Origin of the sequence: Mesorhizobium sp. B2-5-13, assembly GCF_006440535.1 — a bacterium.
GTDB classification, from domain to species: domain Bacteria; phylum Pseudomonadota; class Alphaproteobacteria; order Rhizobiales; family Rhizobiaceae; genus Mesorhizobium; species Mesorhizobium salmacidum.
Map to the genome: position 1 here is coordinate 452,543 of NZ_VFUI01000001.1, position 15,817 is coordinate 468,359.

Annotated in this window: 16 protein-coding genes; 7 read left to right on the forward strand and 9 right to left on the reverse strand. The window is 63.0% G+C overall.

Annotated features, from left to right (window positions below; translation table 11 throughout):
• Positions 1 to 121 precede the first annotated feature (121 nt).
• The 5 genes from FJ434_RS02275 to FJ434_RS02295 are packed head-to-tail and all read left to right on the forward strand — an operon-like array spanning position 122 to position 5,630.
• Entirely contained in the window at positions 122 to 1,762 is a 1,641-nt protein-coding gene (locus tag FJ434_RS02275) for a N,N-dimethylformamidase beta subunit family domain-containing protein (protein WP_181165988.1), read from the forward strand.
• Between the two features lies 1 nt (position 1,763).
• Positions 1,764 to 3,149 carry an aspartate aminotransferase family protein gene (locus FJ434_RS02280; RefSeq protein WP_140749696.1) on the forward strand — a complete coding sequence of 462 codons (1,386 nt, stop codon included), beginning with the start codon at positions 1,764 to 1,766 and terminating at the stop codon, positions 3,147 to 3,149.
• A 5-nt stretch (positions 3,150 to 3,154) separates the two neighbouring features.
• Positions 3,155 to 4,084 carry a 3-keto-5-aminohexanoate cleavage protein gene (locus FJ434_RS02285; RefSeq protein WP_140749693.1) on the forward strand — a complete coding sequence of 310 codons (930 nt, stop codon included), beginning with the start codon at positions 3,155 to 3,157 and terminating at the stop codon, positions 4,082 to 4,084.
• A gap of 14 nt (positions 4,085 to 4,098) precedes the next feature.
• Positions 4,099 to 4,605, forward strand: coding sequence for a GNAT family N-acetyltransferase (locus FJ434_RS02290; RefSeq protein WP_140506322.1), 507 nt, complete (start codon positions 4,099 to 4,101; stop codon positions 4,603 to 4,605).
• Positions 4,602 to 5,630: a histone deacetylase family protein gene (locus FJ434_RS02295; protein WP_140749690.1), complete on the forward strand. Its 1,029-nt coding sequence runs from the start codon at positions 4,602 to 4,604 to the stop codon at positions 5,628 to 5,630. The genes FJ434_RS02290 and FJ434_RS02295 overlap by 4 nt, the downstream gene beginning before the upstream one ends.
• Before the next feature lie 15 nt (positions 5,631 to 5,645).
• Here FJ434_RS02295 and FJ434_RS02300 read toward each other — a convergent pair whose 3' ends face one another.
• The 3 genes from FJ434_RS02300 to FJ434_RS02310 form a co-directional block, all read right to left on the reverse strand.
• Positions 5,646 to 6,914, reverse strand: a complete 1,269-nt coding sequence (locus tag FJ434_RS02300; protein WP_181165981.1) for a cysteine desulfurase-like protein — start codon at positions 6,912 to 6,914, stop codon at positions 5,646 to 5,648.
• A 48-nt stretch (positions 6,915 to 6,962) separates the two neighbouring features.
• Positions 6,963 to 8,030, reverse strand: coding sequence for an aldo/keto reductase (locus tag FJ434_RS02305; RefSeq protein WP_140506327.1), 1,068 nt, complete (start codon positions 8,028 to 8,030; stop codon positions 6,963 to 6,965).
• A 119-nt stretch (positions 8,031 to 8,149) separates the two neighbouring features.
• Positions 8,150 to 8,611: a hypothetical protein gene (locus FJ434_RS02310; RefSeq protein ID WP_140749757.1), complete on the reverse strand. Its 462-nt coding sequence runs from the start codon at positions 8,609 to 8,611 to the stop codon at positions 8,150 to 8,152.
• 381 nt (positions 8,612 to 8,992) lie between these two features.
• Between FJ434_RS02310 and FJ434_RS02315 the strand changes: the two genes are divergently transcribed.
• A complete protein-coding gene (locus tag FJ434_RS02315; protein ID WP_140749684.1) occupies positions 8,993 to 9,157 on the forward strand; it encodes a hypothetical protein in 165 nt (54 codons plus the stop codon).
• Positions 9,158 to 9,201: 44 nt separating this feature from the next.
• Here FJ434_RS02315 and FJ434_RS02320 read toward each other — a convergent pair whose 3' ends face one another.
• Positions 9,202 to 9,708, reverse strand: coding sequence for a DUF1993 family protein (locus FJ434_RS02320; protein WP_140506332.1), 507 nt, complete (start codon positions 9,706 to 9,708; stop codon positions 9,202 to 9,204).
• Positions 9,709 to 9,848: 140 nt separating this feature from the next.
• On the opposite strand from FJ434_RS02320, the gene FJ434_RS02325 reads away from it, so the two are divergent.
• Positions 9,849 to 10,898 carry a DUF1176 domain-containing protein gene (locus FJ434_RS02325; protein WP_140749681.1) on the forward strand — a complete coding sequence of 350 codons (1,050 nt, stop codon included), beginning with the start codon at positions 9,849 to 9,851 and terminating at the stop codon, positions 10,896 to 10,898.
• Positions 10,899 to 10,918: 20 nt separating this feature from the next.
• On the opposite strand, the gene FJ434_RS02330 is transcribed toward FJ434_RS02325, so the two are convergent.
• From FJ434_RS02330 to FJ434_RS02350, 5 genes are read right to left on the reverse strand one after another with little or no spacing between them, the layout of a single operon-like run.
• Positions 10,919 to 11,827 carry an alpha/beta fold hydrolase gene (locus FJ434_RS02330; protein ID WP_181165980.1) on the reverse strand — a complete coding sequence of 303 codons (909 nt, stop codon included), beginning with the start codon at positions 11,825 to 11,827 and terminating at the stop codon, positions 10,919 to 10,921.
• A 33-nt stretch (positions 11,828 to 11,860) separates the two neighbouring features.
• A complete protein-coding gene (locus FJ434_RS02335) occupies positions 11,861 to 13,471 on the reverse strand; it encodes a molybdopterin-binding/glycosyltransferase family 2 protein (RefSeq protein ID WP_140749678.1) in 1,611 nt (536 codons plus the stop codon).
• Positions 13,468 to 14,172 (reverse strand): XdhC family protein, encoded by a 705-nt coding sequence (locus FJ434_RS02340; protein WP_140715055.1) that lies wholly within the window; start codon positions 14,170 to 14,172, stop codon positions 13,468 to 13,470. Before FJ434_RS02340 ends, FJ434_RS02335 begins: the two co-directional genes overlap by 4 nt.
• Before the next feature lie 6 nt (positions 14,173 to 14,178).
• A complete protein-coding gene (locus tag FJ434_RS02345) occupies positions 14,179 to 14,517 on the reverse strand; it encodes an XdhC family protein (RefSeq protein ID WP_140506339.1) in 339 nt (112 codons plus the stop codon).
• Positions 14,518 to 14,566: 49 nt separating this feature from the next.
• Positions 14,567 to 15,817 carry a VWA domain-containing protein gene (locus FJ434_RS02350; RefSeq protein WP_140749675.1) on the reverse strand — a complete coding sequence of 417 codons (1,251 nt, stop codon included), beginning with the start codon at positions 15,815 to 15,817 and terminating at the stop codon, positions 14,567 to 14,569.

Genomic DNA, 15,817 nt, shown 5'->3' on the forward strand with positions numbered 1-15,817 from the left:
TGAGATAGTCCGTTTGCTGAGCGCGGCCAAGGGTGCGGCTAACGAATGCTGGCATGATCGTTTCTATTTGACGCCTGGCCGGCGGATCGCCGAAATGGCGCCTCCGATGGGCCAGGGCTTCATGATCAACCTGCCGACCGAATTTCCCGATTTCGGGCTGACGCCCGAGCAACGCCGCCACGCGGTGCGCGGTCACTATTACGAATGGCCGGGCATGGATGGCGAGCGCGGCGAGATCTGGTGCTACAGCGACCGGTTTTCGTATCGTGCCGGCGAAACCGTAACGCTGCATGTCAGTTCCACCGCTCCGTCCTTCGGCATGACGATCGTTCGGGACGGCGGCGCCGAGACGAAGGCGTTCGAGAAGTCGGGCATCGCATCGCGCTGGCAGGACAGTCCGGACCAATGCTCGGCAGAAGGCTGCGGCTGGGAAGCCTCCTTTGAATTCCGTGTGGAAAACGACTGGCCGTCCGGCGCCTACCGCGTGACCCTGACCGCCGACGGACGCGACGGCAAGCCGATCCGATCCCACCATCTGTTCATTGTCAGCCCTCCGCCAGGCAAGAAACCCGGCCGTGTTCTGCAGGTGGCGGCGACGGGCACCTGGCTTGCCTACAACACCTGGGGCGGCTCCAACCACTATCAGGGCATCACCGGGCCCGACCGTAACCTGTACTCGCCCATCGTGTCGACGCAGCGCCCCTGGTGCCGCGGCTTCGTCGTGCTGCCCGGGGATGCGCCGCGCGTGCCGTTGGAGGTCGCGGTGCCGCCGAAGACCGCGCCGCGCTATCCGCACATGGAATGGGCGCTCGCCACCGGCCATTCGAAAAAATACGCTTCGTCGGGCTGGGCCAGCTACGACAGCCATTTTTTTCGCTTTGCCGAACGGGCTGGTTACGATGTCGACCTGACAAGCCAGCACGATCTGCATTTTTCGCCCGAGATTCTCGACGGATATGACTGCGCGGTCTTCGTCGGCCACGACGAATACTGGACCTGGGAAATGCGCGATGCCGTCGACTTCTATGTCGAGCGCGGCGGCCATGCGGCGCGCTTTGCCGGCAATTTCATGTGGCAGACCCGGCTGGAGGACGAAGGCCTCCGGCAGGTTTGCTACAAATACCGCGCCCGGGCCGAGGATCCCGCCTATCGCGGCGGCGACGTGACACGCGCCACCAATTCCTGGGAAGCGCCCGAAATCGGCCGGCCGGGTTCGGCGACCTTCGGGCTCAACGCCACACGTGGTGTCTATGCCGGCTGGGGTGGCTGCGCGCCACGTGGCGTACGCGGCTTTCCGGTCTATCGGCCCGAGCACTGGGCCTTCGCCGGCACCGGCATCTATTACGGCGACCTGCTCGGCGCCGACAGCCATGTCTATGGCTATGAGGTCGACGGGCTCGACTTCGAGATACGCGGCGGCCTGCCCTACCCGACCCCGACCAGCGGTGCGCCCGATGGCTTGCAGGTGCTGGCCGTCGGCATGGCAAGCCAGGTCGAGGAAAGCGCCGACATCCCGGTCGAGGACCAGTTCCTTACCGATGAGGATGGCCGCTTCACCGCCGAAACTTTGTTCGGCGCGGCGAGCGACGCCAATCTCGAAAAGGTCAAACGCGGCAATGGCATGATCGTCAACTTTCCGCGCGGCAAGGGCGAGGTGTTCCATGCCGGAAGCTGCGAATGGGTCGCCGGTCTGCTAAGACAAGACCCGATGGTCGAACGGGTTACCCAGAATGTCCTCGATCGCTATCTTGGAAAGTCCTGACATGTCGAAAGTCCAGCCTGCCGTTCAAGACCTTGATGCCCGGCGCCAATCGCATTTGTTCTACCTCTCCAGTCTGCGCCGGCCGCTGATCGACCGTGCCGAAGGTATCTACATGTGGACGCAGGATGGCCGCCGTTTCATCGACGGATCGAGCGGCCCGATGGTCGCCAATATCGGCCATTCCAACCGCAATGTGCTCGATGCGATGAAGCGGCAGATGGACCGCGCCACCTTCGCCTACCGGCTGCATTTCGAAAACGAGCCGGCGGAAGAACTGGCGCGAGAACTTGCCGGCAAGCTGCCGGAAGGCATGGACCGCATCTTCTTCGTCTCCGGCGGCTCCGAAGCGACGGAATCCTGCATCAAGCTAGCGCGGCAATGGGCTGTCGCGACCGGCCAGGCGAGCCGCTGGAAGGTGATCACCCGCTTTCCTTCCTATCATGGCGGCACGCTGGGTTCGCTTTCGATCACCGGCGACAACGCGCTGGCCGAGACTTTCACACCGATGATGCGGGTGATGCCGACCGTGCCGGCACCGACCGCCTGGCGCGACCGCGACAATCTCTCGATGGAGCAGCGTGGCGTCCGCTATGCCGACATGCTGGAGGAAAAAATCCTCGCCGAAGGTCCTGAAAGCGTCGTCGCCTTCATCATGGAGCCGATCGGCGGCGCCGCGACCGCGGCCCTGGTGGCGCCGGACAGCTATTACGCCCGCATCCGCGAGATCTGCGACCGGTACGGAATCCTGCTGATCCATGACGAGGTGATGAGCGGTGCCGGCCGCACCGGGAAATTCCTCGGCGGCGACCACTGGAACTGCAGGCCTGATATCGTCGCGCTGTCGAAGGGGCTGGGTTCGGGCTATGCGCCACTCGGCGCGCTGGCGGCGCCGATGCGACTGGTCGAGCCGCTGCTCGCGTCAGGCGGTTTCCAGCATGGCCACACCTATGCCGGCAATCCGCTGGCCTGCGCCGCCGGGCTTGCGGTGCTGGGCGAAATGGACCGGCTCGACCTGATCGCCAATGCGGCTGCCATGGGCGACGTGCTGATGGACGGATTGAAGGCACTTGCGAAGCGGTTTCCGTTCATTGCCGATGTGCGTGGCAAGGGGCTGCTTACCGGCGCCGAAATGGTCGCCGATCCCGATACGCTGAAACCTATCGAGCAGAGCAAAAAAGCCACGCAGCGCCTACTCGATCTCGCCTATAAGCGTGGGCTGATCATCTATGGCCGCAGGGTCAAGGGCGGCGTCGACGGCGACAATTTCATGGTGGCGCCGCCGATGATCGTCACCAGCGAGCAGGTCGGCGAGATCACCTCCATCATCGGCGACTCGCTTGAAGTTCTGGCCTCCGAGCTAGACCTGCCGGTCGAAGGCCGGGGGTAGAGCAAATGGCACCGCGTAAAGTCATCATCACCTGCGCCGTCACCGGTTCGGTGCACACGCCGTCGATGTCGCCCTATTTGCCGGTGATGCCGGACCAGATTGCCGCGGACGCCATCGCGGCGGCCGAGGCCGGCGCCTCGATCCTGCATCTGCATGCCCGCGACCCAAAAGACGGGCGGCCGACCGCCGATCCCGATGTGTTCATGCAGTTCCTGCCGCGCATCAAGCAGGCGACCGATGCGGTGATCAACATCACCACCGGCGGCTCCTCGCTGATGACGCTCGACCAGCGGCTCGCGGCACCGCTGCGGGCTGAACCTGAAATGTGCTCGCTGAACATGGGCTCGATGAATTTCGCGCTGTTCCCGATGCTCGAAAAGCCAAGGGAATGGCAGCACGAATGGGAGCCGCAGCTGCTCGAAGCCACGCGCGACGCCATCTTCAAGAACACCTTCGCCGACATGGAGGGCGTGCTCGAGCGGCTGGGCAAAGGCTGCGGCACCCGCTTCGAGTTCGAGTGCTACGATGTCGGCCACCTCTATTCGCTGGCGCATTTCCGCGACCGGGGGCTTGTGTCAGGGCCGCTGTTCATCCAGTTCGTGCTGGGGATCCTGGGCGGCATCGGCGCCGACCCGGATAACCTCATTCATATGAAGCGCATCGCCGACAAATTGTTCGGCGACAGCTACCAGTTCTCGGTGCTCGCCGCTGGGCGCAATCAGATGCCGCTGATCTCGATTGCCGCCGCGATGGGCGGCAATGTGCGCGTCGGGCTGGAAGACAGCCTGTATGATGGCCGCCAGCTGGCGAAATCCAACGCCGACCAGGTGCGCCGCATCCGTGGCATTCTTGACGGGCTTTCGCTGGAGGTTGCCACACCCGCGGAAGCGCGCGACATGCTGGCGCTCAAGGGCGGTGACCGGGTGGCGTTTTGACGAGGACAGCGCCTATGATGAGTGCGATCCTCCTCCGCCCCGGCACCATCGATGATGTCGAAACCATCCACGCGGCGATCCTGAAGCTTGGCAGCCATATCGGTGCGCCGGAGGAAATCATCGCGACGGCGGACGATCTCAGAATCTGGGGCTTCGGCGAAAGGCCCGCCTTCTCGACTCTGATCGCCGAAGTCGATGGCGAATTCGCCGGACTTTGCCTGCATTTCCCGATCTTCTCGACATGGATGGGCCGGCCTGGCGTCTATGTGCAGGACCTCTATGTCGAGGACCAGTTCCGTGGCCGCAAGATCGGCGAGCGCCTGCTGCGGCGCGTGGCGGCCGAGTGCCGCAAGCATGGCGGGGTCTATCTCAGGTTGTCCGTCGATACCGACAATGAGGGCGCCAAGGCCTTTTACGAGAGGCTGGGCATTGCCTGGTCGAGTTACGAGCAGACGCAAAAAATTATCGGCGAGGCCTTTTTCGCCTTCGCCGACCCGCCGGAAAATGGGGAGCAGGAATGAAAGCCTTCTACGCGCAGGAGCAGAAGCGGCACGACCCCAAGGCCTTTCTTTCCAGCGGCGCGGCGCAGCCGAACCCGGAAAAACCGGAACGCGTCGAAAGATTGTTAGCCGGCGCAAAGTCCGCCGGCTGCACGATCGAGCGGCCGCGCGATCACGGCCTCGGCCCGGTCTCGGCGGTGCACACACCCGAATATCTCGACTTTCTCGAACATATTTTCGAACGCTGGCAGCGCATCGCTGGCGCATCGGCCGAGGTCATCCCCAACATCCACCCGATCGCCCGCAACGGCTCCTATCCGGCCTCCGCCGTCGGCCAGGCCGGATATCACATGGCCGACACCGCTTGCCCAATCTCAGGCGAGACATGGCAAAGTGCACTGTGGAGCGCCTGGAGCGCGGTCGAGGCGGCGGAAACGGTGATGGCAGGCGCTTCCGGCGCCTATGCATTGTGCCGCCCGCCCGGCCACCACGCCTTTGCCGATGTCGCCGGCGGCTTCTGCTTCATCAACAACTCAGCCGTTGCGGCACAAATACTGCGCAAACAGGCGGCCCGCGTGGCGATCCTTGATGTCGACCTGCATCACGGCAACGGGACGCAAGGCATTTTTTATGCGCGACCTGATGTGCTGACGGTGTCGCTGCATGCCGATCCGGTGCGGTTCTATCCGTTCTTCTGGGGCCACGCCCACGAGCGCGGTGAAGGTCCGGGACTTGGCTACAATTTCAACCTGCCGCTGCCGCGGAAATCCGCGGATGCGGCGTTTTTGGAAGCGCTCGGCGTTGCGTTCCAGCGTATCCGCGCCTTCTCTCCCGATGCGCTGGTCGTGGCGCTCGGCCTCGACGCGTTCGAAGGCGATCCGTTCGGCGGGCTCTCGGTGACGACGCCGGGCTTTTCGCGCATCGGCGAGGCGATCGCCGGGCTTGGCCTGCCGACGGTCATCGTCCAGGAGGGCGGCTATCTCTGCGACGGGCTCGGCGACAATCTCACCGCCTTCCTCACCGGTTTTGGCGGCAAGGCGCGGTGACAATGCAAGCTCGCGTCAGGGGCGTTGCTGCCTGAGCATAGCAATCACCCGGTGAACGCTCTCAAGCGTCTCGTCGATTTCGGACGCCGTATTGTAGTGAGCGATGCCGATGCGCACGACGCCCTGCTCGGCAGGAATGCCGAGCTGGTGGACGATCTCCCAGGCATAGTTGTGGCCCGACCACAGGAAGATGTTTTCGGCGTTCATCTGCCTCACGATCGTTTCGGGCACTATGCCGTCCACGGTGAAGGAGACGGTCGGCACGCGATCGCCGAGCCGTTTCGGATCGGTGATGCCGTGGACGGACAGGCCTGAAATGTCGGACAGCCCATCGATCAGCCTTTGTGCCAGCGGGTTTTCATAGGCGATGGAGACTTCGAACGCCTTGGCAATCCTGCGCCTTCTCGACCCGTCCTCGCCGGCCGACGTGCCGAGTCCGGCAAAATAGTCGACCGCGGCGGTGAGCCCGGCCATCAGTTCGATCTGCGGCGTGCCGAGTTCGAAACGCTCTGGCAGTCCGTTCGAGGAACAGCGGCATTTATAGGCTTTCAGACCATCGATAACGTCGCGCCGGCCCCACAATATGCCCATATGCGGACCGAAGAATTTGTAGGCCGAGCAGATCAGAAAATCGCAGCCGAGCTCCTGCACGTCGATCAGGCCATGCGGCGCGAATTGCACGGCATCGACATAGACCAGCGCTCCGGCGTTTTTTGCAAGTTGGGTCAAGGATTTGACCCTGTTGATCGAGCCTGTGAGATTGCTGGCGTAGTTCAACGCTACCAGCCGAGTCTTCCCGGACAACAGACTTGCCAGCATCGCCTCCTCGACCTGCCAGGTCTTTTCGTCGAACGGCAGCCAGTGCACGACGAGGCCAAGGTCCTCGGCCAGTTGCAGCCAGGGCGACACATTGCCCTCATGGTCCATGCGGGTGAGGATGATTTCGTCACCGGGCTTCATCGTGCGGCCGAGCGTTCGCGACATATGATAGGTCAGCGTCGTCATGTTGGCGCCGATGATGATTTCCTGCGGGCTCGCCGCACCGAGGAAATCGGCCATCGCCTGATGCGCCTCGTCAACGACCTGCTGCGCCGCGATCGTCGTTTCAAAATGGCCGCCGAGATTGGCGTTGGTCGTGAGCAGGCAGCGCGACACCGCGTCGGCCACAGCCTGCGGCACCTGCGTGCCGGCAGGATTGTCGAGATAGATGCGGCGACGACCCTTGTCGGTCAGCGAGAGAGCGGGAAATTTTCCACGCACGGCCTCGATCGGGAAATCCACCATTGTCTCCATGCCTTTGCTGTTACTCGACAATTCCGCGCCCGGGATCGGTCACGGACAGGGATTGCCGACCCTCTGGTGAACTGTGTCCACCGCCTTCTGCATTTCTTCGGTCCAGACGACATCCACCGAGGACAGCGCCATTTCCAGTTGGGAAATGGTTGTCGCGCCGATGATGTTGGAGGTCACGAAGGGCCGGCTCGAAACATAGGCGTTGGCAAACAGCGCCGGCTCCAGGCCGAAAGAGCGCGCCAGTTCATTGTATTCGAGTTGCGCTTCGGCGGCATTGGGCGTCTCATAACGCTGACCGCGATTGAACAGTTGCGAGCGCGAGCCCTGCGGGCGGGCGCCGTGATCGTATTTGCCGGTCAGATAACCCTGTGCAAGCGGCGAATAGGCAAGCAGCGACACCCCTTCGCGCTCGCAAATCTCGGCGAGGTTCACCTCGAAGGTGCGGTTGACGAGGTTGTAGGCGTTCTGGATCGAGGCGACGCGCGGACCGATCTCTTTGCCGGCCTCTGCGAGGAAGCGCATCACGCCCCAGGAACTCTCGTTCGAAAGGCCGAAATGGCGGATTTTTCCTGCCTTCACCAGTTCCTCGAACACCGCGAGCGTCTCCGCGATCGGCGTTTCGCCGACTGGTGCGCCGACAGAATCGGCACGCCGCGCCACCGCCCCGATGCGCGTTGGGTTGGCACCCCAGGGGATGTCTCGTTCCGGCCAATGGATTTGATAAAGGTCGAGATAGTCCGTGCCGAGCTTGGCCAGCGACTTGTCGATGGCATCAAAGATATCGGCCCGCACCAATTGCGAGGGCCGGTCGCCGCGAAACCAGGCATTGGCCGTGCGACCGACAACCTTTGAGGCAAGGATCACCTTGTCGCGATTGCCCTTGGCCTTCATCCAGCTGCCAATGATCTTCTCGGTCCGCCCTTGCGTCTCCGCCTTGGGCGGGATCGGATAGAGTTCGGCGGTATCGATGAAATTGACGCCATGCGAGAAGGCCAGGTCCATCTGGGCATGGCCCTCGGCCTCGGTGTTTTGCTGGCCCCAGGTCATCGAACCGAGGCAAATCTGGGTAACAAGAAGATCGGTCCGACCGAGACGGCGTTTGTGCATGGAATTCTGCTCCGGAGGGAATGTATGCGCGGCTGCGCGGAGAGGAATTCGCATCTTATAGGAAAAGCGGAGGCGCTCTCCAAGCCTCGCCGGGCCGACTTTTGCGTGAGCAGAGGCGGTTAGCGGCGTGCGGCGGCCACGGCGCGGCGCTTGGCCTCGTCGATCAGCATATTGGCGATCTGCATGCGGATCATGGCGCGCTGGCGCAAATGCGGGGCAACGCGGTCGGGATGATTGGCGAAAGCAAAGCTGCGGCGCATGCGACCGAAATCGGCAACGCCTTTGGGCTGATCCAATCCCAGTTCGACCGCAATCGATTCAGGATCGATTGGCGGTAATTTTTCTTCCGGCTTCGGCTCTTCGCCAGCCAAGGCGAGCCTGGCCTGTTCAAGCAAGGCGGCAAATTCGCTGGCCAGATCGACACCAGCCTCGCGATATTCCGCGGCGGATACCTTGATGCGGCCGGAATGGAGTTCATCGGCGACCGAGAGATAGTCGAACGGGATGGATGGGCGCGCGCCGGTCTCCTCGCCCTCGCTGCCATCGCCTTTTTCGGAGGCAACGAAGAGGTCGTCGAGCAACGAAGCGAAATCACGCTTGGCGCTGGTAGCGATGTCAGCCTCCCCTTGCCTGACTGTCTGGATTACCGAGCATAGAACCGGCTCGTTAAAAATACATGCCACCGGTCTTAACGAATTTAGCCGTTGCGAGGATTGCTATCGAGGATCAATGCTCCCCAAACAAAAGCCGGACTGCACCTTCATGCAGGCCGGACGGCGAGGAAAAACTGGCCATGTGCCAGCTTCGAAGCCTACGACTGGCGCGGCGCAGAAGTCTCATCGGGGCCGAAATAAAATTGTAAAAAATCATCCGGGCATGGCAGGCATGCAAATGCTGCAATGCACAATCTTCACGATTCACCTATACTGTCTGGCGTGGAGGACCAATCAGGAGCCTGAATCATGGGTTTCTTCACGGAAATGTTCGCCCGGCCGCGCCCGCAGGAACATCAGAGGTATCGCGCGGCGCTCGCGTTGCTTCATTCGATGAGCAATGCCGAGCGTGCCGACATCGGCGTCAAGCCCGCCGATTTCCCGAGCATCGCCCGCGAAATGTCCATCCGCTAAGCAGGTGCGAGATGCCCCGGATCGATCCAGGACATCTCGATTCCTCAACGCGATCCCAGGAACGTCGCCTTGCCAAGCGGCACGCCATTGTGGCGAAGGATGTCGTAGGCGGTGGTGAGGTGGAAATAGAAGTTGGGCATGGCCACATGCAGCAGATACTGCATGCCGCGCAATGTCGTTTCCCGGCCCGCCAGCTTCAACTCGATCATCCTGTCATCCGACCCGTCGATATCGGCGGCCGAAAAAGTCGCCAGATAGGCGACCGTCTTGGCGATCCTCGCTTCGAGTTCGGCAAAGCTTGCTTCATTGTCCTCGTATTTCGGCACTTCGCGGCCGGCCAGCCGTGACGGCGCGCCCTTGGCATGGTCGGTTGCGATCTGCACCTGCCGGGTCAGCGCGAACATGTCGGGCGCAAGCCGCGCCGTCAAAAACACCTGCGGGTCGATCTTGCGATCAAGCGCATTCTGTTCGGCTGCCGCCAGCACACTGGAAAGTGCCTTCAGCCTGGCTGAAAACACGGGCACGGATGCCTCATACATCGATATCGTCACGTCAGATCTCCTGTCCGGCAGGAACACCGGCGGAAGGACGTAGCGCCCTTAACCGCGATTCTTCAAGCGGAAGCCGCACGGCGTCACCACGTCGCCGCAATCGCCATGGTAGAATCTTCGTTATCGAGCGGAGATTCCCGATGAGACGCGCCCTTCTCGCAGCGACTGCCCTTCTCTCCCTTGCCACGACAGGCCAGACGGCATTGGCCGCCAGCGATACACCCGAAGCGCCCTACGTCGATGATCGGTCGAGCGCGGATGCGGTCGTCCGCTCTCTCTACAGCGCCATCAACCGGCATGAATTCGCGCGCGCCTGGGGCTACTACGGCGATACAAAGCCGGCGAAGGATTTCGATACATTCGTCAAGGGCTATGACGGCACCGACAGGGTGGAGGTCAGGACTGGTCCGATTTCGGACGAGGGCGCGGCGGGCAGCATCTATTACAACGTCCCGGTCGCCATCCAGGCAACCGACAAGAAGGGCGAAGCGAAGGTTTTCGCCGGCTGCTACACGCTGCGCCAGGTCAATGCCCAGATCCAGGCGCCACCCTTCCAGCCGATCTTCATCGACAAGGGCGCGCTGAAGCCCTCCACCGCCGATCTCGACGAGGCGTTGCCGCCAAGCTGCGGCGACGGTCCGCCGCCGCCGAAGAAGGATACCGCGCTGGAACAGACCAAGAAGGCCTTCCTCGCGACCTATGGCGACCAGTGCGACAAGGATCTTTTGGCCAATGAGCCGGAGGTCTTTTCGATCAAATACAAGGACAAGAATGCTCAGCCGGGCGACCCGGACAAGGAAACCCGCCTGTTCCACTTCTCCTGCTCGGCCGCCGCCTACAATGAAAGCTCGGTCTATTACATGACCGACGAGGTGGACGGTGTCAGGCAATTGCAGTTCGCCGAACCTCAGACCGATATACGCTACGAGAATAATGACAGCGAAGGCAAGCTGTTGAGTGTAACGGTAATCGGCTTCCAGACCACAGGATGGGCGGTCAATTCCGACTATGACCAGGACGCCCACACGATCACCACGTTCAACAAATGGCGCGGCGTCGGCGATGCTTCGGATGCCGGGACGTATCTGTTCCGCAACGGCGATTTTTCGCTGGTTCAGTATGACGTCGACGCGTCCTATGACGGCAAGGAGAATCCGCAGACCATTGTCGACTACAACACCGCGCCTTAGAGCGGTCCACACATTGGCCTTTACGGCGCCTTCGACAGCATCCAGTTGAGCGTGCCGCGCCAGTCGACCATGCGGATCGGCGTGCCGTGGGTACCGGTTTCGAAGCGGACGAAGCGGGTCGGATAGGTTTTTGATTTCGCAAGGATGGAGCGGAAGAACGCTTCCTGGCTGGCCACGGGAAAGACCACGTCATGGCTGCCCTGGCCGAAGAACACTGGCACGCGACGCTTAAAGGCGGGACTTGCGAGAAAGCCCTCGTCCCACAGCGATCCGAGCAGCAGCAGTCCATTCACGCGGCCGCCAGTATCCTTGCGTGCGGCAAGCTTCCAGCACAGCGCTCCACCCATCGAGCCGCAGGCGACGAAGATTTTCGCGCCCGGGGACTGTTCGGCATAGTGATCGATCAGGGCCGCGACCTGTGCTGCGCCCTTGTCGCCGAAATCAGGAAAATCCGGAGAGATGTAGAGCCCGCCATTGCCGGCCATCAGGTTTTTGAGGCGATTGAAATTGCCGCCGAAGGTGAAGTCGTCGACGCCTTGCTTACGGCTGCCGCCCTGCCCGTGCAGATAGAGCACGATGACGGCGGCCCTTTGCGTCTTGCCGACGGCGACATGCCTGACATCGCCGGCGTCCGTCTTCAGCAGCAGATCCTGCTGTACCTTGCGCACGCCGGTGTCGGTGTACTGGGCATGCACGCGCTTTTCCGGCACCTCGTCGCGCTGGTTGATGTCGCGCATCTCACGGTAGTCGAGGACCGTGTAGGCGCCGTTGCTGTCGGATGAGAGCGTCGCCGGATAGGCGAAGACATCGTCCTTGAACGGTTTTAGCGTGAGAGCATCAGCGTGAGCAGCGATCGGAAATATGATTGCAGCCAGAAAGGCCAGGAAAGCGCGAGATAAGCGGCGGCGAAGCAAGATGGGGAATGCCATACAGAAAGGCATGCGGAATACAGGCCGGGTTTGTCAATCCTGCAGCACGCCGCCTGCGCTTTCCAGCGCCTCTCGGGTGTCGACGTCGACGGATGCGCCCTCGCCGATCTCGACATCGATGACATCGAGCCCCTCGGCCTCGACCAGATGGCGTGCGCCGGTGTCGCCTTCGAGATGGGCCAGGGCCGCGAACAGCGAACGCGGCAGGAGCACCGGATTGCCGCGTTTGCCTTCATGCGAGGCGCGGACCACTGAGTTGCCGCCGGCCCGGCGGAAGGCATCGATGAGCCTGTCAAGGTCGTCGGACGCGACACCCGGCATGTCTCCCAGAACGATCATCGCACCAGCGATGTCCTCGGGGAGATAGGCGGTACCGGCCTTCAGCGAGGTTGACAGGCCATCGGCAAAATCGGGATTGTCGGCGAAGGTGACGTCGAGGCCCGACAATGCCGCGCGGACCCGCTCGCGCTGATGGCCGGTGACGACAATCGTGCCTGAAGCCTTCGAGGCGAGCGCGCGTTCGGTGGTGCGGCGCACCAGCGGTTGACCGTCGAACAGCGCCATCAGCTTGTTCGGTCCGCCCATGCGGCTCGACCGGCCCGCTGCCAGAAGCACGATCCCGACCTTGAGCCGGTTTTTGGCCGGCAGCGGCTCGCGCGGCTGCGGCCGCGTCGGTATCTCCATCAGCAGGCCGCCGACACCCATGCCGGCGATGTCGCGCGCGGTGACATCGAGGCCTGCAATCAACCGGTCGAGCACCCAGTCGAAGCCGTTTTCCTTGGGGCTGCGGGCGCAGCCAGGCGCGCCGATGACGCGCTTGCCGCCGAGTGTGCCGAGCACCAGCAGATTGCCGGGATCGACAGGCATGCCCGCGCGGATGACGGTACCGCCCGCCCTCTCGATCGCCGCCGGAATGACGTCGGCGAAATCGCTCATGGCTGAAGCCCCGAAGATCACCACCATGTCGTTGTCGCGCGCAAGCGCGATGGCGGCCTCGGCGACAGGGCCGATCTCATGCGGCGTGCGGCGCTCCGCCGTCAGCCTGCCGCCCGAGCGCGCCAGCCGGGCTTCGGTGACGCGCAACGTCTTGTCGAGCACAGTTGGTTTGATCCCCGGCAGCACCGTCTGAATGACACCTACACGCACGGGCTGATAGGCGTTGACGGCAAAAATTTCGACGCCGGCGCAGATTTTCACCACGGCGTCGACCAACGCGGAAGAGACCGCGAAGGGAATGATCTTCACCGTCGCGACCATCTGGCCCTTTTCGACCGGCGCGTGCCGGGCCAGCGTGGCGATGGTGATGGCGGGATCGACGGCATTGATGGCGTCGATGACAGCGGCGTTGACCGTGAAGATACCAGCCGTCTTGGCGTGGAGATTGACCCGACCGGTGGCGGCAGGCTTCGCCTCGATGCCGCCAAAGGTCATGCTCTGCGCAATTCTTTGCGCCGCGGCGTCCTCGCCGAGATCGTCAGGGGTCAGCACGGCCGCGACGACCTGCAGGATACCCGCCCCTTTGAGTATGGAGACATCTTCGGCGCTCAGCCTGTGCGCCTTGCGAAACCGCTTTTCGCCCGCCGTGGTGGCATGCGCCAGCACCGCCCCCTCGGCGGCCTCGATTGGTATCGGACCAAATTTCACGCCGCCGCGCCCTTCACATCGAGACCGCGCGAGCGGAAGGCAAGGATGGTCTGCGCGAGAATGGCGACGGCGATCTCGGCGGGGCTTGCCGCCCCGATGTCCAGCCCGATCGGCGCGTGGATACGCGCGATCTGGTCGGCACTCGCGCCCAGCGCCAGCAGGCGCTCGACGCGCTTGGCATGCGTCTTGCGGCTGCCAAGTGCCCCGACATAGAAGCAGTTGGCGTCGAGTGCCGCCTTCAGCGCGAAATCATCGATCTTCGGGTCATGGGTGACAGCGGCGAGCGCGGTGTAACTGTCGAGCGGCTGGCGCTCCAGCACATCCTGCGGCCAGTCGGCATGCAAGGCGACGTCGGGAAACCGGTCCGATGTGGCGAAGGCGGTCCGCGGATCGATGATCTCCAGGGGATAGCCGGCGATCCGGGCCATCGGCGCGAGCGCCTGGCTGATATGGACGGCGCCGATCACCACCAGGCGCGGCTGCGGCAGATGCGCATTGAGAAAAAATGTCCGACCTTCCGCCTCGACGGAGCCGGAATCGCCGGAGCGAAACGCCTTGGCGATCGCCGCTCCGAGATCGCCGGCGACCTGATCGCCCTCCCGCACGATACGATCGCGACCGTCACCGAGATCGGTGACGAGGATCGCCGCGCGGCGGGCGCGTCGTTCGGCATTGAGCGTCTTCAGAGCGTAGGGATCCATCTGAGGTCAGCCCAATCGCTCAACATAAACCTTGATACGGCCGCCACAGGACAGGCCCACCTGCCAGGCCGTCTCATCGGCGACACCGAACTCCAGCATCTTGGCCTTGCCGGAGCCGATGACGTCGACCGCCTCGGTCACGACGGCGCCCTCGACGCACCCACCCGAAACGGACCCGTGGAAATTGCCATCGGCATCGATGACAAGGTGGCTGCCGACCGGGCGTGGCGCCGAACCCCAGGTCTCGACCACGGTCGCGATAGCCACATCCTTGCCGTCCTTCATCCAGGTTTCCGCGATGATCAACGGGTCGCGGGCCTCATCGAGATAAATGCTGTCGCTCATCATTGCTTCTCTCAGGGTCTGCTTTTCCAGGGAACCAGGAAACATATGGCTATGCGGCGTGCCTCGCGCCAGCACCCATCCACCGCCGAGGATCGACCGAAAGCGCCGATTTCTTGTCGAGCGAGGCGCAGAGATCGGCGAGCGCTTCGAGATTGTGCACCGAGCGGAATTCGTCGACATGCGGCAGCATCGCCTTGACGCCTCGGGCGCGCGCCTGAAAACCATCGAAGCGCAACAACGGATTCAGCCATATCAGCCGCCGGCAGGATTTGTGCAGCCGCTCCATCTCTTCCGACAAGCCCATGACGTCGTCGCGCTCCAGCCCGTCGGTGATCAAAAGAACCACCGCGCCCTGTCCCAGCACGCGCCGCGACCATACAAGGTTGAACTCTGCCAGCGTATCGCCGATGCGCGTGCCGCCCGACCAGTCCTTGACCGCCGCCGAGCAGTCGGCAAGAGCGGCATCGGGATCGCGGTGGCGCATCTGCCGGGTCAAATTGGTCAGCCGCGTGCCGAAGACGAAAGTGTGCACGCGCCGGCGCTTTTCCGTCAGCGCATGCAGGAAATGCAGGAAGATGCGCGTGTACTGGCTCATCGAACCGGAAATGTCGGCCAGTACCACCAGCGGCGGGTGGGTTTCGCGGACCGAGCGGAATTTCGGCAGGATCAATTCACCGCCGGTGCGCGCCGCCGAGCGCATCATGGCGCGTGGATCGATGCGGCGGCCGTGCGCATCGGCCTTGAAGCGGCGGGTCCGCACCATGTCGAAAGGCAATCGCAGCTCGGCGATAGCTTTCCTGGCATCGGCCATCTCGGCTGCGTTCATCTGCGCGAAATCCTTGCCCCGCAACACCTCGTTGCCGGAAAAGGTGAAGCGGGCGTCGACTTCGATCTCAGGGACTTCCTGCGGTGGTTGCTTTTTCTGGTGGCCTTCGAACATCGCCTGGCTGACGCGGTTTTCAGCCGCGCGCGGCTTCTGCTTCTGCCTGACGTCGGGGGCCATCGGCGAAAACATCGCCAGCAGCTTTTCGATCAGTTCGCGCGATTTCCAGAACAGCCTGAAGGCTTCGTCGAAGGTGGCGTGATCCTCATGCCGCGAGACCAGCACGGCGTGCAGCGTCCAGTAAAAATCATCGCGCGAGCCGATGCCGGCGACGAGCACCGCCTCGATCGCGTCCTTGACCGAGGCCGGCCCGACCCGCATGCCGGCCTTGCGCAAGGTGCGGGCGAAATAGACGATATTGTCGGCGATCCGCCCGTCCTCGGTCGCCTCTCTGGGGTCGGGACGCGACGCCTTCAT